Below are 22,950 nucleotides of genomic sequence, written 5' to 3' on the forward strand. Positions count from 1 at the left end.
CGCGGGTCAGCGGTCCGCGTCCCGGTTACGCCACCCGGAGGACCGGCGCCGATCGATCCGGGTGGTTCCCGCGTCAGAACCCGAGCGCCGCCGCCAGCAACGCCGCCACCGCGGCCCGGTGTTCGGGCCGGTCCGCCCACCGCAGCAGCCTTCCGGCCTCCACCACCACGCCGAAACCCGCGTGCACCAGCACCCGCGCCTGGCGCGCGTCCAGCTCCGGGCGCGCCTCCCGCAACTGCTGCTCCCACACCGCGATGTGCTCGCGCTGCGCCGCCACCAGGGGGCGGCGCAGCGCCGCCGGGAGGCCCGCGATCTCCGCGTCGGCCACGCTGGTGAGCGCGTGGTGCTCGAAGCTGTAGGCCACGTAGGTCGCCGTCAGTGCGGCCAGCGCGTCGTGCGGGCCCGCCGTCCCGCGGACGTTGTGCTCGACCGCCTGGGCCAGCAGGCCCGCGGCCTGCAGGCAGGCCGCGGCCAGGATGTCGGCCTTGCCGGGGAAGTACCGGTAGAGCGCGGACGGCACCAGGCCCACCGCCTCGGCGATCCGGCCGTTCGTGACCGTGGCGAAGCCGTCCCGCTCGAACAGCGGGACGGCGGCCGCGAGGATCTCCGACCGGCGGGTGCGGGGCACGGGCGCGGCCGGGAGTTCGACGACGCGCGCGTTCGCCGCCGGAGCCGTCGCGGCCACGCGCAGCGCCGCCTCCTGCAGGAGGGTCTCGGCGCGGCGCTGGGCGATCGACGTGTGGTGCATCGTGACGGACCCGATCGCCCCGAGCGCGGCCACCGCCCGCAGCTGCTCGCCGGGCCACGGGTGCGCGCGCCGCACGGCGTCCGCGACGCGGCCGACCACCGACGCGAACTTCGCCCGCAGCAGCCTGCGGTCCGCGCGTTCGAGGTACCGGGCTTCCCACCGGTACACGCCACCGGACGCGCGGTGGGCGACGGTGACCCGGGTGACGGCGGCGAGGACGTCCGGCAGCCCGGCGTCCGCCGGGACCTCGCCGAGCGCCGCGACCAGCCGGTCCGCCATGACGTTCGCGCACTCGGCGAACAGCGCGTACTTGTTCGGGAAGTGCCGGTACAGGGCGGCCGCGGTGATGCCCACGCGCGCCGCGATCTCCTCCATCGACGCCGCGTGGTAGCCGCGCTCGCTGAACAGCGTGGCGCCCGCTTCGACGATGAGCTGCCGCCGGTTGCGCGGCCGGACGGCCGCGGCGGGCCCGGCCGTCACCGCGGCCGCCGGGGCGAGGTGCGCGGGGCCATGGGTGCCATCCAACCACAGCGCGGCTAGGTCTTGCCGACCCGCGAGCGACCTCTTATGTTAATGAGGAATCTCGTCTTGATGCCCTGCCGCACGATGGATCACGACCGCTGAACGGCCTACTGCCTACCATGGAAGCTAGGTAAGTAAATGAGCAATCTCAGCAGGAGGAACGTCCTTACGCTCGGTGTCGCGCTGGGTCTGGTGAGCGCGGCGAGCGTCGTCCCCGCCTGGGCGGCCGGCGCCGCCGACCCGTGGTGGGTCTGGGACGACGAGGTGGACCGCCTGGTCGCGGGCCTCGTCGACGGCGGTCAGGTGCCCGCCGTCAACACCGCGCTGCGGTCGTGGGTGAACAACGGCGACCCGCTGCCCGCCGGGCTGCCGTCGGGCCTGGCCGGCTGGCTCGGGCGGGTGAACGGGCTGCCGTCCTGGGCCGACGCCGCGAAGCTGCGGCGCGCCGCCGACTTCAACCGCCGCAAGGACACCTACCTGTTCATGCTGTACGGCCTCGGCAGCGGCATCATGAGCACGGTCATCCCGCGGGAGGCCCGGTCGGTCTACTGGTCGGCGGGCGGGGCGAACATGCAGGACCGCGCGGCCAAGACGTTCACCTTCGGCTACGACCTCAGCGACCTCAACGCGTTCGAACCCTCGGGCCAGTTCGTCGTCACGGCCAACAAGACTCGGCTGGTGCACGCGGCGGTCCGGCACCTGCTGCCGCAGTCACCGCACTGGCGGGCGGTCTCCGACGAGCAGGTGCCGATCAGCAACGGCGACATCCTGGTCACCTTCCACAGCCTCGGCACCTTCGTGCACCGGAAGCTGCGCGAATGGCACGTCCCGATGTCGGCCGCCGACGAGGAGGCCTTCCTGCACCAGTGGCAGGTCGCCATCCACCTGCTCGGCGTGCGCGACGAGTTCATCCCGAAGACGTGGGCGGAGGCGGACGCGCAGTCGGCCCAGGTGCTCACCCCGCTCCTGGCCCCGACGACCGAGGGCAAGGAGCTGGCCGAGGACCTGCTCGGGCTGACCGCGCAGATCGACCTCGGCGTCACCCGCGGGTTCCTCAACGAGTTCGTGCGGTACGTGCTCAGCGACGAGGTCGGCGACTGGCTCGGCCTGCGTCGCGACTACGCGGCCGCCGCGCTGGTGCGCACCGGGTGGCCCGCCTACATCGCGTTCCGCGAGGGCCTGCTGCCGATCGCCCCGGCGGGTTTCTACCTGTTCGACCAGTTCCTGCGCGCGATCGCCATGCTGTTCCTCAACAAGGCGTCGTCCCCGGCGAGCACGCCGATCACCATCCCGACCGGGAACCGGCCCGGCGCCTGACGGGGTGACCGCTCCGGTCACCGGACCGTGACCCGGTGACCGGAGCGGGGCCGGTCAGCAGAAGTACTGCGCCAGGACGTAACCGCCGTACGGCGAGTTGATGTGCCACCACACGTTGTCGTTGTGGTTGTCGACGTTCACCCGGACGCCGTAGCCGATCGTCTCGCCCGGGATGGCCGGGCCGCCCGCGTACGAGCGGACCGTGACGCTGTCCGCGCCGCACTGCCAGCGGACCTCGTCCACCGCGCTGCCGCCGGCGCTCGCGATGCCCGGGGTACCCAGGCAGATCGCCGCGGCCACCAGCACACCCGCTCCGATGACGTTCTTCGCACTGCGCACGATCGTTTCCTTCCGGTCAGTCGTTGTCGTTGTAGAGGGAAGCCGGCCGCTGGACGCAGCCGATCGGCAGGAACCCCCAGCCGAGCACGGTGTCGCGCACCACGGCCGCCTGGCCGTCGCGCGTGGTGAAGCGGTAGCGGACGCTGCTCTGCGGCGCGCCCGCCGCCGTCGCCCAGTGACCGCCGTTCGACGCGAAGTCGGTTCCGTAGAAGTAGTTGAAGTACAGCGTGCACGCCGGGTTGGCCGGCACCGAGCTGCCGTCGGTCGCCTGGTGGGCGGGGGCGTTGTAGTCACGGCCCACGGTCAGGCGGTGCGAGATCGTCGCCTGCGTGGTGGCGGAGCAGCTGTCCGCCACCGGCCCGGCGTCGGCGCCCATCGAGCCCGGGAGCACCCAGCCGCACATGTTGACCGTCGACTGCGCGCGGCCGAAGTGCCAGTTGGCGCTCGTGGTGACCTCGTCGTCGAAGGTGTCCCCCGGCATCGCCCGGCCGACGTAGTACCCGCTCGGCTTGTTGACGATCCAGCTTCCGCCCCCGTCGATGGGTGCCCCCGTGCTCGGCGACGGCGCGGTCTTGATCCGGTGCACCTCCCCGGCCTGCGCGGCGGGCGCCGCCGTCAGCAGCGCCAACCCGAGGGAGACAGCCAGTAATCGGAGTTTTCCCATCGCACCTCGTTTCGTTCGGTAATCGGTGACCTCACCGAATGGATCCTGGTGAACGGCCGACAGCGGCGGCTAGGGTTCGGGACGCACCCGGACGGATCCGGACGAGAAACGGAGCGAAGATGCCGACCGGAACGACGACGCAATTGATCGGTGATCTGCACGGGATCCGCCGCAGAAACGGCATGCCGAGCTTCGCGGAACTGGCCCGAAGAACCGGCTTCCCCCGCAGCACGCTGCACGACGCGCTCCGGGGTGACCGCCTGCCCGCCTGCGACCTGGTGGTGGCGGTGGCCGAGGCGTGCGGCGAACCGGGCCCAGCCTGGAAGGAACGCTGGATCGCCGCGGCGGCCGCCGAGCAGGACGGCCGTCCGGCACCGTCCGGCGGCCGTCCGCACCCGTCCGAACCGCCGCCGACCAGGCGGATCAGCGTCCGGACGGCCCTGGTGGTGAGCGCGGCGGCGGCGCTGACCGGCGCCGGCGTGGCGCTGCTCGGCACGGCGGACGAGCCGTGCGTGCCGGCCCGCGACTACCGGGTCACCCGCGCCGGAGCGGTCCTCGACGCGGCGGGCAGCCCGATCGGCGAGGTCCGCACCGCCGACGTCGTCCAGGTGCGCACGCTGACCCACGACCGCTACCCGCACCGCTACTTCGGCACGGTCGCGCGCACCGGGATCAGCGGGTACGTCGACGAGGCCAAGCTGACGTTCACCGCACCCCGCTGCACGTCGTGATCGCGACCCGGGAACCCGCGGCCCCATTCCCGGTGCCGTAGGATCGGCTTCTTCTCGCGGGGGCGGCGATCTTGGGGGAGTTCGATGACCGGCAACAGTTCTCCGGCGAACAACGTCGAGGGAAATGCCGCGCAGATCCTGCAGGCCCGTGACATCACCGGCGACGTTTACGTCGGCAAGCGGCCCATGCGGCCGCGGTGGTGGCTGATCGGCGGCCTGGTGGTCCTGCTCGCCGCCGGCACCGGCGCCGTCGTCTGGCTGCAGCCGTCCGGGCCGGCCGGCCTGCGCGTGACCGCGGACCTGTCGGCCAACGACGCCGGGCCGTGGGGCTACGCGAGCGAAGACCCGGGGTTTCCCGGTCCCGAGCTGGCCGCCCGGCTCGCCCGCCCCGGCGCCGTCACCGATTCCGCGCTGGCGCACGACGTCCGGGTTTCCGGCGGCGCGAGCCTGCTGCACCAGGTCATCCGCCTGCACCTCGAGGGCCCGCGGACCGGGCAGGTCGTCGTCACCGACATCCGGGCGGTGATCCGCAAGCGGCGGCCGCCGTTGAGCGGCAGCCTCGTGTGGTCACCGCCGCAGGGAGCGGAGGATTCGGCGCAGACGCTGCTCGAACTGGACGACCGGTTCCCCGTCCTGCAGTCGGCCGTGCGCGACGACGTCCACGACCGGAACATCCCGGCGGGTCCGTACTTCCCGACGCACACGATCAAGCTCACCGGTGGCGAAACCAGCGAGGTGATCGTGACCGCGTCGGCGGCCAAGGGCGCCTACGAGTACGCCCTCGCCGTGTTCTCCCAGTCCGGGACGGAGATCAAGCAGACGATCGTCGACGACGGCGGGGAGCCGTTCCGCGTGAGCGGATTCCCCTGCAGCGGCCGGGGGCAGGCGGCGTACCGCACCTTGTACTTCGGCCAGGCCGACACCACCGTCTCCCGCCAGCCGGATCCGCAGCACTTCGACGGTGTGAGCGAATGCTGATCAGGGGAGGCTCCGTGCGGAGAAGAACCCGGTGGCTCGTCGCCGGTGCGGTGCTTTTGCTCCTGCTCGGCGGCACCGGCTGGCTGGCGTACCGTGGGAACGATCCGGAAGCTGCTTTACCGCCACCGGACGAGCCGGTGTGCGGGGCGATCAGGATGGTCGACCGGACTGGCCGCCCCATAGCCGAACAGCTCGTGGTCCCCGTCGCCGCCGTCCACGACGCAGCCTGCCACCGTGACTACGAAGCGCTGTCCGAGTGGATGGAGAACCCGTCCGGCACCCGCATGGCCGAGCTCCGGGCGAACGACGGCGCCCCGCTGACGATCCTCGCGCAGACCCTCGAAGGCGCCGCGATCACCGATCAGGGCGGTCTGACCTACTGCCACCCCCATGGCGCGATCGCGGTCTTCTCCCGCGGAACCCCAGCCCACCAGGGCCAGCTGACCGTTTTCACCCTCACCGGCGACAACCCCATGTCAGCAGCCTGCTACGACGCCAGCCCCCGGTAGACCGGGACCGAGACCCGCCGGGCGGGCCCGGTCCACGGCGTGCGCCCCCACGGCTTGGCGACCGAAAGCCACGTCATGAACAGGAAAGCCACGAGGTTGAGCGCCGCACCGTAGGCCAACGGACCGGCGGCCGGGCTCTCCAGCCCGCCGGCGGCCCGGTTCTCCTCCACCCAGACACCGAGGCCGAACGTGCTGTACCCGATCACCGCCACCGTGAGCACCAGCTTCACCAGCACCCACCAGTAGCGGGCGACGCCCCACTTCGTGACCACGCACAGCACGAGACCGCCGGCGAGACTGGCGAACGCCGCCGGGATCACCACGAAGTCGTCGATCTTCTCGATCATCAGGTAGCACACGATCCGCACGTCCGGCCGGTCCGTGTAGCCGGCCGTCATGGCCAGGACGACGTTCGCGGCGCCGGCCCCCAGCCAGCCGACCGACACGGCCACGTGGACGAAGACCAGCAGCTGCCGCAGGCGCTTGCCCGCGGTCCACCCCCGCAGCACCATCAGCGTCCCCTCACGGGTTGAGCACGACGATCGCCGCGTTGAGCGCCGTGGCGAACAGGGTCCAGGCCAGGTACGGCAGCTGCAGCGCGGCGGCCGCCGCCGAGCGCCGCCGGAACACCACCAGCGTTCCGGCGACCACCACGTCGAGGACGACGATCTCCACCAGCGCCAGGGTGTACGCGCCGGCCGCGAAGAACAACGGCGTCCACGCCGCGTTGAGCACCAGCCCGGCCGCGTACCAGGCGAATTCGCGGCGGGTGCCCGAAGCGCGCCAGAACAACCAGCCCGACACCGCGATCAGCACGTACAGCACCGTCCACACCGGACCGAACAGCCAGGACGGCGGCGCCCAGCCCGGCTGCACGAGTCCGTTGTAGACAGTGCGGGACTGCGTCGCGGCCAGGCTGCCGACGACGGCCACCACGGCGACCGCGGCGAGGAAACCGGCCAGGGCCAGCGGGGACCGGGCGGATCGGGGCAGCGTCGTCATGCCGGGTCTCCCGCGGTCGAACCGATCAGCCCGGTGGCGGGGGCGGCCGCGGTGCCGAGCAGGTGCGCGAGCGCGTCCGCCAGCCGCGGGTGGCGGAACTCGTGACCGGCGTCGAGTAGCCGCCGTGGCTCGACCCGCTGGTCGGCGAACGCGAGTTCCCGGGCGCCGTCGGCACCGAGCAGCAGCCGCGGGCCGAACGCGGGCACCTTCAGCAGCGTCGGCCGGTTCAGCACCTTGCCGAGGACCCGGGTGTATTCGGCGTTGCGCACCGGCTCCGGGCTCACCGCGTTGACCGCACCGGACAGGCCCGGATCGGTCACCGCGCGCAGGTAGACGTCGGCCAGGTCGTCGATGCCGATCCACGGCATCCACTGCCGCCCGCTGCCGAGCGGGCCGCCCAGCCCGGCGGCGAACAGCGGGTACTGCAGGCGCAACAGGCCGCCGCGCGGGCTGAGCACCAGCCCGGTGCGCACCCGCACCACCCGGTGCCCCGCCACCAGGGCCGGTTCCGTCGCCGCCTCCCATTCGGCGACCACGTCGGCGAGGAACCCGGTGCCCCGCTCGCTTTCCTCGGTGAGAACCACATCGCCGCGGTCGGGCCCGTAGTAGCCGACCGCGGACGCCGAGACGAACACCTTGGGCCCGCCGGCGGTCCGCGCGGCCAGTGCGGCGAGCGCCCGCGTCGGCGCGATGCGGCTTTCGCGCACGGCCCGCCGGTGCCGCTCGTCGAACCGCCCGGCCACCGAGGCGCCGGCGAGGTGCACCACGGCGTCGACGCCGTCGAGCAGGTCCGCGGCGGGGTCATCCGGCTGCCACTCCCGCTCGCCGTCCGCCGCGACGGGCCGCCGCACCAGCCGGACGACCTGGTGGCCGCCGGTGGTCAGCAGGGCCGTCAGCGCGGTCCCGACGAGCCCGCTCGCCCCGGTCACCGCCACGGTCAGCGGCTCGTGCCGGTACCGCCGGTGCGCGGCCAGGTCGGCGGCCAGCTGCCGGTGCCGGTAGGCGAACATGGCCCGCAGGAAGGCCTCCGGAACCGGCGTGTCGACCTGATCGGTGACGGCCGTCCGGTCGGGCCCGGCCGCCTCGAAGCGGTGCGTGTGCCGCCACCGCAGCAGCGGGCTGGCCAGCCGGTCGACGAACTGCCGCGGGGGCGCGTAGCCGGCCGCGTCGTGGGCGGCCACCCACGGAAGCCCGCCGGGCAGCAGGAGTTTCGCGGTGCCGTCGCGCAGGGAACCGGCTTCGGCCCCGACTCGCACGGGCTGCCACGGCGGGGTCAGCCTGGTGATCGCGCCGGGCCGGGCGTGCCAGGCGAAGACGTCGTCGACCGCCGACCGGACGACCGACCGGAACACCTTGACCACAGCCACCCCTCGATGCGCAGACGCTGCAATGCACCGAATCCTAGGACGAATTCGGTCAGTTCGCCCGGCGAAGTGTGGTAATGCGATGCAGATTCGATGCAGTTCAGCCTTCGGTTCGCTGGGTGACGATCGTGGTCGGGGTCAGCTGCGCGGGCCGGCCGGCCATCGCCGCGGTCACCGCACCGACGCTGACGTCGAGCGCGAACGCCCAGCTGAACACCACGAGGATGTCGCCGAGTGTGCCGGTCCAGGCCGGTTCGAGCCAGCGGTAGGCGGCGAGCGACAGGACAACGGCGAGCACCGCGAAGCGCGCCAGGCCCACGGCCCAGCGAACGCCGGTGACGAGGACCTGACGCCGGCCCAGGGAGACCCGCGATCGCGCCACCGCGCGCCGCGCCGGGACGTGCAGCGCGGGCCGTGCCGGCGTCCCGGTGAAACCGGCGGCCGCCTCTGCGTCCGCTGACCGGCCGAGCTCGGTCACCCCCAGCTCCAGCAGTGCGGGAAGCTGAGCGGCGGCCGCGGAAAGGGGCAGGGATCCGGCCAGCGCCGCGCGGACAGCGGCCGCGGCGGCCGCGCCCGGTGTGCGCTTGGCTTCCGGGAGGGCGGCGGCGAACACCTCGACGGCCTGCCCGAGCCGGTCGACGAGCTCGGCTTGCGCGTGCGCGGCGCCGTACGCGGCGGTCACCACAGCGGCGGACGAGGCGTCGGACGCGGGAGCGGTCAGCGCCGCCAGCTGACGAGCCCGGCCGGCGACCGGGCCGAACACGGGAGCGGGCCGGGCGGTGAGGACCTGCGCGAGCTGTCCTGCGCCCTCGGTGATTTCGTCCTGGTACTGGCGCGCGCTCCCGGCGATCAGGCCGACGTCCGTCTCGAGTTCGTCGAGCGCGGTCCGCGCACGGGAGAGGTTTCCGCGGTCCAGCAGCCCGTCGAGCTCGTCGAGGCGCTTCCGCGCCTTGGCCAGGAGGCCGGCCCACGGCACGGGTCCGGGCACCGGCCGATCCGGGCGCACCACCTTTTCGAGCTCGGGCAGGGCCGAGGCGACCTCCGCCAGTCCGGTGTCGAGTTCCTCGAGCGCGGTGTTGGCTCGGGTTTCGGCCTCGGTGACGAGGGTGTCCAGTTCTGCCGCCGGGCGCAGCAGCCACCGGCGGGACTTCGCGTCGAGGTCGGTGAGCAGGGCGCCGATTTCCCGGCGGAAGTGGTCGTCCTCCCGGCCGGCGGTCAGCTCTGCGAGCCGGGCGGCGAGCTCGGTGGCGCGGCCGGCGGCCGCGGCGCGGTCCTGCACGGCCACCAGGATCCGGCGGACGGACACCCCGGCGAACAGCCCCAGCAGGGCGAACACCACGATCAGCGCCGGATCGCGCCGGGTGGTCACCCGGAACTGCACGGTCAGCGGCCGGGCCAGCTGCGCGGAGTCGAGCTGCACGGTGCGGGTCACGGTCCCCAGCGGTGGCGTGCCGGTGATCCGGTACGGCAGCGTGAGCGCGGCCGGGCCGGTCACGGGCATGGCCGGGCCGGTGACCACGACCTGGTCGGCGCTGCTGTCCAGCCCGGTCACGAGGAGCTCGGTGATCCGCGTGTCGGGCCCGGCCCCGACGTGCAGTTCGGGCAGCTCCTCGCGGGTACCGCCGATGCCCCACTCCGGGAACCACACGGTGCGCTTGACCTCGATCGCCGCCGTGGCCTGCAGATCGGCTCCTGGCCGCTTGAAGACGACGTCGACGAGTTCCGAACGCCCGCCGTCACCGACGGCGACCGTCGCCGTGTAGTCGCCGACGCGCTTCAGATCGTCGACGCGCACGTCGAAGCGCAGCGCCGGCACGGCGGGCTCGATCCGCACGCCGATCGCCTGCATCGTCTCCGCCGGAACGGGCCTGCCGTCCCGCACGACCCGGACGACCCGGGCGGTGAGTCCCGTGACGGCGACCCCGGGTGCCGGGGTGAGCGGCAGCAGCACGACCGCATCGGCTTCGGCAGGCAGCGTCGCCGACGCCCCGGACGACAGCTCCACCAGGTCGTCCGCGCTCGCCGGGCCGGCCGCGAGCACCACGGCACCGATCGCGAACGCACCGGCGAGCAGGATCGACCGCCTCATGAGGCCTCCAGGACGACGTCGGCCGAGCCGAAGGCGACGAACGCCAGCGCCGGCACCTGTTTCTCCGCGAGGAGGTGCTGCCGGGCCGCCTGCATGGCCGCTCCGACGCTGGCCCCGCTCCCGGCGAGCGTGGCGACCAGGCACCGGGCGAACTGGCGGGCGTGATCGGTCATGATCACGCATTCGGTCGCGACCACCCCGCTGGCCCCGACCGCGGTCAGCGCCGAGACGTGGTTGGTGAGGTTGCCGGGAAGCAGCACGCCCGAGCCGCAGGCCAGCAGCAGGATCAGCGGCGACGGCGCGGTCCACGACCCGGAGACGACCCGCTGTTCGGTGATCATCCGCGGGGTCAGCCGGATTTCGGCGGTGCCGCAGTCGATCTCCTGCGTGTCCGCGTCGTGGTGACCGAGGATGGTGACGACGGGCGCGCGGTCCCCCGGGTCCCACAGCAGGGACAGCAGCCGGTGTTCCTTCCCGAGTTTCCGCGGCGCACCGATCGCGGCCAGGTCCGAGACCAGGCCGGTCACCTCGGCGTCGACGACGCCCAGCGCGAGGTCGACCTTGAGCTTGCCGCGGTGGGGTACGAGGTGGCGGGCGAGGTCGCCGGACCCGTCGAGGCGTTCCTCGACCTGGTGGCGCACGCCCCAGAAGCCGCGGGCGCAGATCACCCGGCTTTCGCGGTGGTGGCCGCACCGCTTCCCCGAGCCGGGCGGGTCGAATCCCCAGCACACGGGTCCTTCCGGAGGGCCCGCCGGCAGGAGCCAGTCGTACAGCAGGGTCCACGGCACGGAGTGGTGCCGCTCCGCGCGGGTGATCTGGATGATCTCGTCGGATCGGAGGGTCAGCTCGCGAAGCGGCTCCCCCGCCGCACCGGGCAGTTCGCCGAACAGCGCCGCCCAGACCGCCCAGCCGCCCTCGGCGAGGGCGCGCAGGGCCGCGTCCGGCCCGAGCGTTCCCCGGGCCGCGTCCGTCATCGTGTCGCGCAGCGCGGGGAGGACCCTCGTCCGCACGTCGTCGTTCACCGGGAAGTGGAACACGGTTCCGGTGGACTTGACGAACACCCGGTGCCGGCCGTCACCGGCGTCCGCGTTGACGACCAGCGAAACGTACCGCGGCCGGAAGTCGGCCACATTGGCCCACGCCGTCGTCGCGGAGTACTCCAGCCGGGCCGCGGTCACCTCTTCGTCGAACCACTGCTCCCGTTCCCCGACCCGGGCGACCAGCCGGTAGGTCTGGATCAGGTTGTCCCGGTGCAGGACGTTGACCCGCACCCACGCCTCGCCGGGCTCGGCGGGTGCGCGCAGCTCGAAGACGACGGTCTCGGACGGCCCGGCCGGGGGCAGCCGCAGCGGCCGCACCGGCGGACCGTCCACGGTGAACCCGCCGGTGTAGATCACCACTTCCAGTTCGTGCCCCGACGCGGAATCCGGCAGCAGCGGGTCGATGCCCGGTTGCGGCCCGCGTACCACCGACCACGGCGACCGGCCGCCGATCCGCGCGTCCAGCAGGTACTGCCCGCCTGCCTGCAGCGCGCACCGGTCGCCGACGAAGGGCGTCTTTTCGGCCGCCTCGATGCCGGCACCGCGGCGGAGGGTCAGGTCGAAGACCCGCGGCGGGTCCGGAAAGATGTACTTCCAATCGAATTCGATTCTGTTGTACCGCGCCCGCGGGAAATCCCTCCGGAGCAGCACATCCGCGCTCAGCAGCCCGACGACCGCGGGCAGCGCAGCCAGCACCAGCAGCCACACGAGTTGCGCCCGGCCCGCTTCGACCAGGACGGCGGCAAGGACGAAGGCCAGCGTCGTCACGACAGCGACCAAGGCCTGCAGCCAGCGGATGCGCACCGCTCCTCACCTCCCGCCACACGCGGTCACAAGGGTGAGTCGCGCGTGCGCCGGACGGCGTAACCGGGTCAGCCTCACACTTCGATCACGAAAGCGGCCGGCCTACTCCCCGGCCACGCCGTCCCCGTTCTCGATCGGCTTGGGCTGGTCCTGCCGGGGCAGCGTCTTGGTGCCGTCCCGCTGGGCTCCCCAGTCCTTGAGCACGTCCAGGATCTGCGCGGCCGGCATGACCCGGAGCAGGGCGTCGACGCTGTCGCTGCCGCCCCCGCCGCTGATGATCTGCGGGACCTGCGCCTTGGCGTACTGCGCCAGCACGCGCTCGACCCCGACGTACTCCGGCCCGAGCTGCTCGGCCAGCACCTTCACCTTGACGTACTTCAGCTTCTCGCGTTCCTCCTCGACCTTCACCCGCATCATCTCGATCTCGGCGAGCACCTTCTCGTTCTTCTTCTCCGCCTCGAGCTCGGCGAGCCGGGCGTTCGCCAGGGCGATCGCCTGTTCCTGCAGGGACACCCGCTTGCGGCGCTCGTTGATCTCCGGGTCGTCGCACTCGAACTCTTCGAGGTTCGTGCTCGTCGCGATGACCCCGATCGGGGCCAGCGCCTGCCGCACCTCACCCGTGAGGTCGTTGCAGAGCTCGTTGTACTTGGTGATGAAGTCGAGGATCGTCCGCTCGCCCGAAACCCGCCGGAAGTAACCGTCCACAGTGGACACCAGGACCTTCTCGACGAGCTGCTTCACGGTGGCCAGCCCGCCGATGTCCTTCGTCGTGCCGAACCGGAGGACCAGCTGCGGGGCCACCTCCCGCGGGATCTGCACGGTCTGCTTCATGTCGAGGCGGACCGTGTGACCCTGCACGTTCAGCACGATCTGGTCGAGGGAGGCGTCCAGGTTGTCGTCGGACTTCTTGTGCTTCGACCACTCCAGGATCAGCTCGCGCGTCGGGATCCGGACGACGTGGGCGAACCAGGGGTTGAGGGAATAGCGCCCGGAGTCGTGCAGGGTCTCCTGCTGGACGCCCTTCCGGCCGCCGCCGGCCAGGAAGACCCACGGTTCCTGGAAGCTGTGGTGCCCGGGCACCGGCGGCGCCACCGACGAGCGGTTGCCGGGGCCTTCGACACCCACGTGCGTCACGACGACGCCGGTTTCGGCGACCTCGAGCTTGATGTCGCGCAGGTCCGCGAGGTCGATGCCCTCCCGCTCGGCCACTTCCGGCGTTTCGACGGTGATGACCTCGAACATCTCGGTGTTGATGTCGTAGTGGCCGCCGGTGAGGATCTGCTGCTGCGGCCCCTGTTCGCCACCGCCGGCGAGGAAGCTGACACCGTCCCGGAAGAAGTCGCACTCGACGTGCTTGGCCAGCTGGCTGCCGGGCGCCCGGATCCCGCCGACCTTGGCCTTGACGACGCCGATCGTCCCGTCCGGGACGCGGGTCCGCGGCACGGTGACGACGTCGAACAGCTCGGTGTTGATCTCGTAGGTGCCGCTGGTGAGGACCTGCTGCTGGGCCCCACGCTCGCCGCCGCCGGCGAGGAACGTGACGCCGTCCCGGAAGTCGTCGCACTCCACGTGTCTCGGCAGGGAGCCCTTCACCCGGCAGTTCCGGTCGACCTTGGCCTTGACGATGCCGACCATCCCGTCCGGCACGGTGACCCGCGGCACGGTCCGGACTTCGTGCAGGAAAGGCATCAGCCAGGTGCGGCTGTTGGACCGGAGCGTCCGTGCCTGGACGCCCCTTCCCCCGCCGACGCTCACCGCCGAGTCGTCGTCCCCCTCGGCCCGCCGGCCGAATTTCCGGACGACGATCCCGACTTCCCCGGCGGGAACGGTGTGCAGCCCGGCCACCCCGAGGTACCCGGCGGCGGCGAGCAGCACGATGAGAACCACGAATTCCACGTCACCACTCCGATTTCCGCAGCTGTCCGTGAACGGCCATGATCATGGACGCCCACTCGTCGTGCCATTCCGGATGTGTTTCGCGCTCCGGATTGCGCAATGTCGGGTAGAACGGCCCGCCCGCCTCCGCCCGCCGCGTGAACGCGGGATACGGGGGCGAAACCTCTTCCTGGTCCGCGCGCCAGCCGATCCGCACGCACACCTCGCGGAATTCGCGGCGCTTGGACAGTTCCAGGCCGGCCAGCCGCTGGTGCTGGGCGCGGAATCCCCAGGTGCCGCCGGAGGTGTCCGCCCACGCGGCGTCCAATTCGGTGATCAGCGCAAGCGGGAGCCGGGCGCCGTCCGACGCGCGCAGCCATCCGCTGCGGCCGCGGCCTGCCGCTTCGGCCAGCACCAGCGTGGTCACCGTGTCCGCGTGGTCGACTTCGCCGTCCTCGAGGAGTTTCCGGATCTGCCGCACCCGGTCCGTGAGCGCCGGATCCAGTCCGGGTTCGGGCTCCGGCGGCGGCGTCGCGGGCGGCGGCGACGTGCGTGCGGGCGCCGGCTCGGGCCGTTTCGGGAACGGGATCCGGAAGGGCTCGGCCCGGGTCTCGGGCGGCCGCGGCGGGAGCGCCGAAACCCCTGGTACGTGGAGGTATGCGGGTTCCCGGAATTCCTTGACCTCGATCCGGACCGGCCGGAACTGCCCGGGCCGCAGCCCACCGAGCCCCGATCCGACGACCTTCCGGTAAACCGGGCCGGAGATGATCTGCGCGAGGTGCGCGCGGGGATTCTCGTCCAGCGCGGCCCGCAGCGGCTTCGAGTCGAGCAAGCGGGCGGTGATGATCGAAGCCGGCCCGGCCCAGCCGAGCGGGCCGGCGGTCATGACATCGCTGTGCATGGCGACGCGCAGCCGGATCCGCATTTCCGGTTCGTGATCTTCGTTGTGGTCCGCGAGCCGGATGTCCAGTTCGTTGACGAACCCGCGGACGACCGCGATCAAATCCACGTCGGGCGGCACCATCGCCAGTTCGCCGTCGCCGCCGGGCTGCCGGTCCCACCGGTCCCGGCCGATTCCCGCGCTCTCCGCCGCCTCCCCCAGAATTCGATCGAGTTCCCGCTGCAGCACGACGTGCCTTCGGACGGGCCGGTCACTGTACTTCTGGATGTCGACTCCGAGCACGAAACGTTCGAAGAGAGACACGCAACCTCCTGCGCGGCGCCCCGACCGCTCGAACCGACGAGAGTGACCGGCCCGACAATACTCCCTTCGAATGCCGCTTCTGTGCCAGAAGGCACACAAGCAATAGTTTTTTTCCGCAAGCGTTACTCTTCCACGGCGCGGCCGGCGTTCGCGCGAAGAACGGGCATCGCCAGATCGTCGACGACGTGTTCGGCGAATCCCTCGTCCAGCGGCAGCCGCCACAGCCACCGCATGAACATCACCGACGCGACGACCTCTTCGAACAGCCCGGCGTCGGCCGGGCCGGGCAGTTCCCCCCGTTCGACGGCCCGGCCGACCGCCTCCGCCGGGAGCCGCGCGCCGCTGGAGAACCGGGCCTCGAGCTCGTCGACGAGCTCCGGGTCGGCGGCGCGGGCCTGCACGAGGCCGACCGCGAGCCGGCCGTCGAACCCGGTGAGCACGTCGGCGAAGCGGCGGGTGTGGGCGAGCAGGTCGCCGCGGAACGTGCCGGTGTCGACGGTCCACTCGGTCTGCGTGCCGTGGTAGCGGGCCATGGCGGCGACGGTGATCTCCCGCTTGTTGCGCCACCGGCGGTAGATCGTGGCCTTCGACGTGCCCGACCGGGCGGCGACGGCGTCGATCGTCATCGACACGTACCCGGCCTCGGCCAGCAGCTCCAGCACGGCGTCGAGGATGCGGGCGTCCCGGGTGGGATCCAGGGGGCGAACACTCATGCCGTGAGCATATCAGTGCACTTCACAGCGCTGAACAGTACGAAACCGTTTCGTACTGTAGGGTCGACGGCGACTCCGAGAGGAAGGGACACCATGACCGTCACCTCCTACGCGGCGCACTCCGCGGGCACCCGCCTCGAACCGTACGGCCGCGAGCCCGGCCCGCTCGGCGCGCTGGAAGCCGACGTCCGCGTGACGCACTGCGGCGTCTGCCACAGCGACATCGGCCAGATCGACGACGAGTACGGCATCACCCGCTACCCCTGCGTCGCCGGCCACGAAGCCGTCGGCGTGGTCGAAGCCGCCGGCAGCGCGGTCGACACCGAGCTGCTCCCGATCGGCACCCGGGTCGGCGTCGGCGCGATCGCCGGGGCCTGCTTCCGCTGCGCCTTCTGCCTCAGCGGCCGGCACAACCTCTGCCCGCAGCGCGACGACACCGTCATGCGCGGCGACGGCGGCGCCTTCACCGAGCTGCTCCGCGTCTCCGACTGGCGCACCGCCTACCCCATCCCGGACGCCATCCCTTCCGCACAGGCGGCTCCGCTGATGTGCGCCGGTGTCACCGTGTTCGCGCCGCTGCTGCGCCACGGTGTCCGGCCGGTCGACCGGGTGGCCGTCGCCGGGGTCGGCGGGCTCGGCCACCTGGCCCTGCAGTTCCTGGCCCGGTGGGGTTGCGACGTCACCGCCATTTCGCGGTCACGGTCCAAAGAGGACGAAGCCCGCTCGTTCGGCGCGACCTCGTTCATCGCCACGGGCGAAGAAGGCGCTCTCGAGGCCGCGGCCGGAACGTTCGACTTCGTCCTCTCGACGGTGTCGGCCGACCTGCCGTGGGACGCCTACCTGGACCTCCTGGTCCCCCAGGGCAGGCTGAGCATCGTCGGCGTCCCGCCGGAGAAGATCGCGGTGCACCCGATGAGCCTGCTCCCGGCCGAGAAAACCGTTTCCGGGGGCGTTCCGGCCTCCCCGGCGGAAACCAGGCTGATGCTGGACTTCGCCGCCCGCCACGGAATCGGCCCGCAGGTGGAGCTGTTTCCCGTGGCCGAAATCAACGACGCGATCGACACCGTCCGGGCCGGCCGGGCCCGCTACCGCGCGGTGCTGACCCTCGTTTGACGCGGGTCACGGCAGCAGATCGGGACAGATCTGCCTCGTCAGGGCGAGCAGATCCGCCTTTTCCTCGATCTCCGGGCCGTCGGCGCGCAGCAGTTCCCGCACCGTGCGGTCCACCATCGACGGCGGCAGCCGGTCGCGCAGGATCCGGAGCTGGTTCAGGAAGAGCACGCGGAACCGCCGGCGCGTTTCGTGGTCGTAGGGCGCGAAACCGTGCACGGCGTGTTTCAGGCAGGGGAAATACGCGGCCGCCAGCTCGTCGGCACCGGCTCCGCTCCCGGACTTGAGCCAGAGGGTGATCAGCGCGTTCGCGGGCGAAAGGGGTCGCGCGTCGCCGAAGCCGTAGAACGTGGTGATCATGTTCCCGTAGCCGTCCGCGAACGGCGCCAGTGCGTGGACCGCGGTGTCGCCTTCGACGCTGCACAGGAACTCGATCTCCGACGCGAGCGTGTCGAAGGAGAACCGGATCCACCCGCGGTAGCTGTCCTCCCCGATCGGCTCGGCGTTCGGCTGGAACCGGTAGGACCAGTAGAGGTCGATGTCCGGCTCCGGGGCCTCGGACCGGGCCGCCCCGTTCGTGACCCGGACGACTCTCCTGCCGTCCTGCCGGCCGCGGAACAGCGTCAGCGCCTCGACGAGTCCGTGCCGTCCTTCGGCGGACAGCTGGGCGGCCCACAGCGTCGCGGTCTTCGTCCACTCCCGGACGGGATGCTCGACATCGGGGAAGAGCTGGTCGGTCGTGACCTCGAACGGCGGTCCTGTGACCAGCAGCAGGCACAGGTTCGCGGAATACCGGGCACAGCGCGCGGGCACCAGGACCCGGTCCGGCCGGTAGCCGGAAAGGGTGGAGTCCCTCGGCAGCAGCGCGGCGCGGAACAGCGTCAGGAGGGTGTCGTACACCGGGCGGAAGCGCGGCGCCGCCAGCTCGGCCACGATACTGCCGATGAAGGCGGGCACGGTCTTCCGGTCCGTGAGCGAGGCGAACGACAGCAACGCGTGGAAGAAGTCGTCGTTGTCGCGCCGCCCTTCGGCGAGGGCCAGCAGTTCCCGCACGGTGAGCCGGGCGATGAGGTACTCGCCGAACGTCGGGTGCATGAACTCGTACGTCCGCAGGCGGAGGTGCTCGTCCTTGCGGGCCTGCGCGGTGTGGATGAAGTAGAAACTGCTGATCACCACCCTGGCACTGGCCTCCCCCACCGGCAGCGCGGCGAGATCGGCGTCGAGCTCCGCCGCGGTGACCCACTGCCGGCCGCGGTTGAACATGGCGAACGCCGCGACCGACAGCCGGACCAGCTCCCCTTCGACCAGCCGCGTCACCTCCTCGTCGGGCTCGTCCGCGTGCTGCTTGAGCACCTCCCGCCGCGCGAACCCGGTCAGCAGGCCCTCGTAAAGCTGCACCTGCCCGATGGCGTCCCCGTGCTCCGCGAGCGGGCACTCGGTGCGGTCGTAGATCGCCAGGAGCAGGAGCAGCAGGGGCTGGCGGGCCAGCTCGGCGTGCGGCCGCAGGACGTCGACGGTGAGCGCCGTGCCGTTGAGGCGGCGCCACGGGCCCAGCCACTGCTCGATCTGCTCGTCGTCGAACGGTTCGAGCAGCAGGCTGACCATTCCGCCGACCGGCCGGGCCCGGTCGGCCACCGACACGCGGCTGGTGACGATCACGACGACCGGGTGCTGCAGATCGGCCTCCCGCTGCTGGAACCGGGCCAGCCGCTCGAGGAAGTCGGACTGGCTCGTGTTCGTCGCCTGCAGGAGTTCGTCGAACCCGTCGAGCAGGATCACGGGCACCGCGTCACCCGCCGAGCGGGCGACCTCGCGCCAGGGCAGCTGCTCCCCGGTCGAGATGCGGAGCCCCTGCTCGATCTGGGTCTGCACGTCGCTGTCGGCGGAAACCTCGCGCAACGGGACCGGAACGGCCAGGAAGTCGCCGGCCGGCAGCCGCGCCGCGAGCACTTTCGCCAGCATCGACTTCCCCGACCCCGGCTGGCCGAGGACGACGAGGGGCGCCTCGGTGGCCGACGGCGACGTCAGGTGCCCGATCAGGAACTCCTGCAGGTCGGTGCGGACGGGCTGGCCGTCCCACCACCCTTCGTCGGCGATGTTTTCGTTCCCCACCTCGGCGGCGACCCGGAAGCGGGGGTTCACGTAGGCCTCGGCGACGGTGGGCAACCGGATGCCGGCCGGGGTCGCCGGCAGCAGCGGCCGGGACAGCACCGCCTCGTGGAACCGCGCCAGCCTCGCCCGCCGGTCGTCGGGGGTCCGCCCGGACGCGATTTCCGACAGCACCCGGGTGACCCCCGCCAGGCCGGCCCGCAAGCGGCGGAGCTCGGCCGTGACCGCCTGGTGGTCGGCCCGGCCCGCCCAGAAGGCGACCTCGGGGAAATCGCCGGCCAGGCGCCGGAACATGTCCTCGTACGTCGTGACCGCCTTGGCCGTGGCTTCGCCGAGCACCGCCGTTTCGGTGGCCCGCCTGCCCCGCTCGTCCAAGCGGTCCCACCCGGCCAGCCCGGTGAGGAATTCCAGCACCTCGCCCGCCATCCGGGTGTAGTGGCCGGCCAGGGCTTCGATCGTCTGCTCGTAGGACCGGTGCGGCGCCAGCACGGGCGCCGGTGTGCGCAGCAGTGCGGTGGTGAACCGGTCCGGCGGGGTGAGCCCGAGGCCGGCGAGGTCGAAGGGCAGGCGAACCGACGCCACGGCGTCGAAGAACGCCGCCACCACGATGACGCTGTGCGCGGCGGACAGCTGTTCGCCGCGTTCCACCCGGCTGCTGCCGCGCAGCCGTGTGCTCAGCCGGGACACCAGTTCGCCGGTCAGCCGGCAGAATCCGGACTCCGCGTCGAACAGGCTCACCGCGACCGCGGACCCGGTGGCGGACAACGCGAACAGGGCACCGCCGGTCAGCTGGTCGAGGGCGGTCACCACCTTGTTCGGTGCCCCGCCACTCAGCACCAGCACGGCGTCCGCGTAGCTCATAGCCCTCGACATCCCGCCACCTCCACCCGGTAGTCGGCGGGACACGGGGCGGTGTTGCGGTATTGCGGCTTCCGGTCCGGCGGGGGTTCCCGCATTACCCCCTTGACGCGCGCCGCCACCCGGTACGGTGCGCTCGCAGGAGGTACGCATGCCCTCGATCCGCGACGTCGCCAAGCAGGCTCAGGTCTCCACGGCCACGGCTTCCCGGGCCCTGCGCGGGCTTCCCGCGGTGACCGCCGAGACGCGGGCGCGAGTCGAACGCGTGGCCGCCGAACTCGGTTACGTCATCCCGTTCAACGCCTCGAGCCTCGCTTCGGGCCGGACCAATTCCGTCGGGATCGTGGTGCCGTTCGTCTCCCGGTGGTTCTTCGGCACGGTGGTCGCGGGTGCGGAGACCGTGCTGCGCGAAGCCGGCCTGGACCTCGTCGTGTACGGGGTGCCGGGCGCGCCGAGCCGGGAACGGTTCTTCGCCGAGCTGCCGGTGCGGCGGCGGGTCGACGCGGTCCTCGTGCTGTGCCTGCCGCTGACCCGGTGCGAGGCCGACGCCCTGCTGGCGCTCCGGATCCCGGTGGTCCTCGTCGGCAGCACCGCCGACGGCATCTCGTCGGTGCGCATCGACGACGTCGCCTCCTCGGCCCGGGCGGTGCGGCACCTGGTCGAGCTCGGGCACCGCCGGATCGGGCTGCTCGGGGAAAGCGACCCGCCGCCCCACGGGTTCACCACGCCCGGCCTGCGCCGCAACGGCTACCTCCGGGTCCTGGCCGAAGCGGGCATCGAACCCGACCCGGACCTGGAGGTGGCCGGCCGGTTCACCGCCACCGAAGGCGAAGCCGCGATGGCCCGCCTGCTCGCCCGGCGGAACCCGCCGAGCGCGGTGTTCGCGATGTCCGACGAGATGGCGTTCGGCGCGCTGCAGGCCCTGCGCCGGGCCCGGGTCGACGTCCCCGGCGGCATGTCGGTCATCGGCTTCGACGACCACGAGCTGGCGGCCGCCCTCGACCTTTCGACGATCGCGCAACCGGTCTTCGCCCAGGGGGAACGCGCGGCCGGGCTCCTGCTCGACCAGCTGCGGCGGCAGGCCCCGCCCGCGGACGTCGTGCTCCCGACCGAGCTGGTCCGCCGGGGCACCACCGGACCGGCGGCCGCGCTGAACTGACCGCCGTCAGCGCTCTTCCGCCACCCGCCGGCGGGACCACGCGCCGGCGTCGGTGGTGTAGCGGACGAGGAGCCGCGCGAACTGGAGGCGTTCCTCCGGCGGCCAGCCGGCAGTGATCTCTTCGAACACCGCGCGCTGCTCGGCGGCGAACCGCGTCCGCTCGGCCTCGCCGCGTTCGGTCAGCTCGAGCACGGTCCGGCGGCCGTCGGCCTGGGACGCCGCCCGCCGCAGCAGGCCGTCGGCGATGCAGGCCGCGACCGTGCGGCTGGCCACCGGCTGCACGACGCCCATCTCCGCGGCCAGCCCGCCGACCGTCAGCTCGCCCGGGGCGTCGGCGACCACGTTCAGCACCAGGTTCCGGGACAGGTCGCGGCTCGAGGCCGGGGTGCGCCGGCGCAGCCGGGACAGGGCCGGGCCGACCTGGTCCAGCAGCGGGTCTTCGGCGGAACTGGTCACCCGCCGGATCGTAGTACCCCCCGCATTTGCATACCAGTGGCAAACTCCATAGCATTAGGTATGCAACTGCGACGAGAAAGCGAGGCCGCCATGGCCACCACTGCCATCACCGGGGCCCGGGTGTTCGACGGGGAGAAGCCGCTGGGGGTGCAGACCGTCGTCCTCGACGGCCCGAAGATCCGGCGGATCGGCGGCGACGTGCCCGAGGGCGCCGAAACCGTCGACGGCCGGGGCGCGACCCTGCTGCCCGGGCTCATCGACGCCCACGTCCACTCCAGCCCCGGCTCCCAGGCGCTGGCGCTGCGGTTCGGCGTCACGACCGAGCTGGAGATGCAGGGCTTGCACACCCGCGAAAACCGGGCGCACATCACCGAGGACGACACGGTCGCCGACATCCGGTCGGCGGGGTTCGGCATCACCCCGCCCGGCGGTCACCCCAGCGAGCTGATGCCGGAGGGGTTCCGGCCGGCGGGCGACCTGCCGCCGGTGAGGCCGCTGATGCCGTTCTCCACCACACCGGAGCAGGCCGCAGCGTACGTCCCCCAGCTGCTGGCGCGCGGTTCCGACTACATCAAGTTCATGATCGACGACGGCAGCGTCGAGGGACACCCCGGGCTGCCGATGCTCGACCAGGCCACGCTGAACGCGGGCGCCGCCGAGGCCAGGAAGCACGGCGCCCTGACGGTGGCCCACACGCTGACCCTCGACGCCACCCGGATGGCCGTCGAGGCGGGCATCGACGGCGTGGTCCACGTGTTCATGGACCGGCCGCACACCACCGAGATCGTCGACCTGATCGCCGGGGCGGACATGTTCGTGGTGCCGTGCATCTGCCTCGACGCGTCGATGATGGGCATCACCGGCAGCACCCTCGCCGACGACCCCCGCGTGGCCCGCCGCCTCGACGTCAAGTGGGACGAAACCCTGCGGTCGAGCTACCACCGCTACCCGCAGGGCAAACTCGAGGACGTCCTGGAGACGGTGCAGGCATTGGCCACGGCGGGCGTGGACATCCTGGCCGGCACGGACGCGTCCATGCCCGAAACGTTCTTCGGCGGCCTGGCCCACGGCGCCAGCCTGCATCAGGAACTGCAGTACCTGGTGGCCGCGGGTTTGACGCCCGCGCAGGCCCTGCGCGCCGCAACGGCCACGACGGCCCGCCGGTTCGGCCTCTCCGACCGGGGCCGGATCGCCGAGGGCCTCCGGGCCGACCTCCTGCTGGTGGACGGCGACCCGGCGGAGAACATCGCGGACACGCTGAACACCCGCGCCGTCTGGCGCCGTGGCCGCAGGCTCGCGCAGGCGTGACCACGGTTCTTGTGCTGTCCGGCAAGGTGAATCGGGCGCGGCTGCCGGACG

The 22,950-nt window shown here is 72.3% G+C and carries 20 protein-coding genes; 7 read left to right on the forward strand and 13 right to left on the reverse strand.

The window, feature by feature from the left end:
- Window positions 1-73: 73 nt before the first annotated feature.
- Window positions 74-1,228, reverse strand: coding sequence for a TetR/AcrR family transcriptional regulator (locus tag OO60_RS32645; protein WP_033262848.1), 1,155 nt, complete (start codon window positions 1,226-1,228; stop codon window positions 74-76).
- A 180-nt stretch (window positions 1,229-1,408) separates the two neighbouring features.
- Between OO60_RS32645 and OO60_RS32650 the strand changes: the two genes are divergently transcribed.
- Window positions 1,409-2,587 (forward strand): oxygenase MpaB family protein, encoded by a 1,179-nt coding sequence (locus tag OO60_RS32650; protein WP_033262786.1) that lies wholly within the window; start codon window positions 1,409-1,411, stop codon window positions 2,585-2,587.
- A 54-nt stretch (window positions 2,588-2,641) separates the two neighbouring features.
- On the opposite strand, the gene OO60_RS32655 is transcribed toward OO60_RS32650, so the two are convergent.
- Window positions 2,642-2,926, reverse strand: coding sequence for a hypothetical protein (locus tag OO60_RS32655; RefSeq protein ID WP_003104721.1), 285 nt, complete (start codon window positions 2,924-2,926; stop codon window positions 2,642-2,644).
- Between the two features lie 16 nt (window positions 2,927-2,942).
- The gene (locus OO60_RS32660; protein WP_155848983.1) at window positions 2,943-3,590 is read right to left on the reverse strand and encodes a hypothetical protein; all 648 of its coding nucleotides are present in this window, start codon (window positions 3,588-3,590) and stop codon (window positions 2,943-2,945) included.
- A 119-nt stretch (window positions 3,591-3,709) separates the two neighbouring features.
- Between OO60_RS32660 and OO60_RS32665 the strand changes: the two genes are divergently transcribed.
- The 3 genes from OO60_RS32665 (at window position 3,710) to OO60_RS32675 (ending at window position 5,808) form a co-directional block, all read left to right on the forward strand.
- The gene (locus tag OO60_RS32665) at window positions 3,710-4,321 is read left to right on the forward strand and encodes a helix-turn-helix domain-containing protein (protein ID WP_033262787.1); all 612 of its coding nucleotides are present in this window, start codon (window positions 3,710-3,712) and stop codon (window positions 4,319-4,321) included.
- Between the two features lie 84 nt (window positions 4,322-4,405).
- Window positions 4,406-5,299, forward strand: a complete 894-nt coding sequence (locus tag OO60_RS32670; RefSeq protein WP_003104726.1) for a hypothetical protein — start codon at window positions 4,406-4,408, stop codon at window positions 5,297-5,299.
- Window positions 5,300-5,313: 14 nt separating this feature from the next.
- A complete protein-coding gene (locus tag OO60_RS32675; protein ID WP_155848984.1) occupies window positions 5,314-5,808 on the forward strand; it encodes a hypothetical protein in 495 nt (164 codons plus the stop codon).
- On the opposite strand, the gene OO60_RS32680 is transcribed toward OO60_RS32675, so the two are convergent.
- The 8 genes from OO60_RS32680 to OO60_RS32720 all read right to left on the reverse strand — a co-directional run bounded on the left by OO60_RS32680 (window position 5,787) and on the right by OO60_RS32720 (window position 15,899).
- A complete protein-coding gene (locus OO60_RS32680; RefSeq protein WP_003104730.1) occupies window positions 5,787-6,320 on the reverse strand; it encodes a hypothetical protein in 534 nt (177 codons plus the stop codon). The genes OO60_RS32675 and OO60_RS32680 overlap by 22 nt on opposite strands.
- 10 nt (window positions 6,321-6,330) lie before the next feature.
- Entirely contained in the window at window positions 6,331-6,810 is a 480-nt protein-coding gene (locus tag OO60_RS32685) for a TspO/MBR family protein (protein WP_003104732.1), read from the reverse strand.
- Complete coding sequence (locus OO60_RS32690; RefSeq protein WP_051767833.1) at window positions 6,807-8,171, reverse strand: TIGR01777 family oxidoreductase; 1,365 nt, start codon at window positions 8,169-8,171, stop codon at window positions 6,807-6,809. The genes OO60_RS32685 and OO60_RS32690 overlap by 4 nt, the downstream gene beginning before the upstream one ends.
- Window positions 8,172-8,274: 103 nt before the next feature.
- Window positions 8,275-10,263 (reverse strand): hypothetical protein, encoded by a 1,989-nt coding sequence (locus tag OO60_RS32695; protein WP_033262788.1) that lies wholly within the window; start codon window positions 10,261-10,263, stop codon window positions 8,275-8,277.
- Window positions 10,260-12,107, reverse strand: a complete 1,848-nt coding sequence (locus tag OO60_RS32700) for a hypothetical protein (protein ID WP_003099825.1) — start codon at window positions 12,105-12,107, stop codon at window positions 10,260-10,262. The genes OO60_RS32695 and OO60_RS32700 overlap by 4 nt, the downstream gene beginning before the upstream one ends.
- 102 nt (window positions 12,108-12,209) lie before the next feature.
- A complete protein-coding gene (locus tag OO60_RS32705) occupies window positions 12,210-14,003 on the reverse strand; it encodes an SPFH domain-containing protein (RefSeq protein WP_003099828.1) in 1,794 nt (597 codons plus the stop codon).
- A gap of 1 nt (window position 14,004) precedes the next feature.
- Complete coding sequence (locus OO60_RS45145) at window positions 14,005-15,186, reverse strand: GUN4 domain-containing protein (RefSeq protein ID WP_003099831.1); 1,182 nt, start codon at window positions 15,184-15,186, stop codon at window positions 14,005-14,007.
- A 122-nt stretch (window positions 15,187-15,308) separates the two neighbouring features.
- On the reverse strand, window positions 15,309-15,899 hold the full coding sequence (locus OO60_RS32720) for a TetR/AcrR family transcriptional regulator (RefSeq protein ID WP_003099833.1): 591 nt from the start codon (window positions 15,897-15,899) through the stop codon (window positions 15,309-15,311).
- 93 nt (window positions 15,900-15,992) lie between these two features.
- On the opposite strand from OO60_RS32720, the gene OO60_RS32725 reads away from it, so the two are divergent.
- The gene (locus OO60_RS32725) at window positions 15,993-17,012 is read left to right on the forward strand and encodes an NAD(P)-dependent alcohol dehydrogenase (protein WP_003099836.1); all 1,020 of its coding nucleotides are present in this window, start codon (window positions 15,993-15,995) and stop codon (window positions 17,010-17,012) included.
- Between the two features lie 6 nt (window positions 17,013-17,018).
- Here OO60_RS32725 and OO60_RS32730 read toward each other — a convergent pair whose 3' ends face one another.
- Window positions 17,019-19,991: an NACHT domain-containing protein gene (locus OO60_RS32730; protein WP_162146236.1), complete on the reverse strand. Its 2,973-nt coding sequence runs from the start codon at window positions 19,989-19,991 to the stop codon at window positions 17,019-17,021.
- Between the two features lie 136 nt (window positions 19,992-20,127).
- On the opposite strand from OO60_RS32730, the gene OO60_RS32735 reads away from it, so the two are divergent.
- Complete coding sequence (locus OO60_RS32735; RefSeq protein ID WP_003099840.1) at window positions 20,128-21,135, forward strand: LacI family DNA-binding transcriptional regulator; 1,008 nt, start codon at window positions 20,128-20,130, stop codon at window positions 21,133-21,135.
- A gap of 6 nt (window positions 21,136-21,141) precedes the next feature.
- Here OO60_RS32735 and OO60_RS32740 read toward each other — a convergent pair whose 3' ends face one another.
- Window positions 21,142-21,591 carry a MarR family winged helix-turn-helix transcriptional regulator gene (locus tag OO60_RS32740; RefSeq protein ID WP_003099842.1) on the reverse strand — a complete coding sequence of 150 codons (450 nt, stop codon included), beginning with the start codon at window positions 21,589-21,591 and terminating at the stop codon, window positions 21,142-21,144.
- Window positions 21,592-21,681: 90 nt separating this feature from the next.
- Here OO60_RS32740 and OO60_RS32745 point away from each other — a divergent pair, with 90 nt between their 5' ends.
- Entirely contained in the window at window positions 21,682-22,899 is a 1,218-nt protein-coding gene (locus tag OO60_RS32745) for an amidohydrolase family protein (RefSeq protein WP_003099846.1), read from the forward strand.
- Window positions 22,900-22,950 lie beyond the last annotated feature (51 nt).

The sequence above is a fragment of the Amycolatopsis vancoresmycina genome, assembly GCF_000716785.1.
Classification (GTDB): domain Bacteria; phylum Actinomycetota; class Actinomycetes; order Mycobacteriales; family Pseudonocardiaceae; genus Amycolatopsis; species Amycolatopsis vancoresmycina.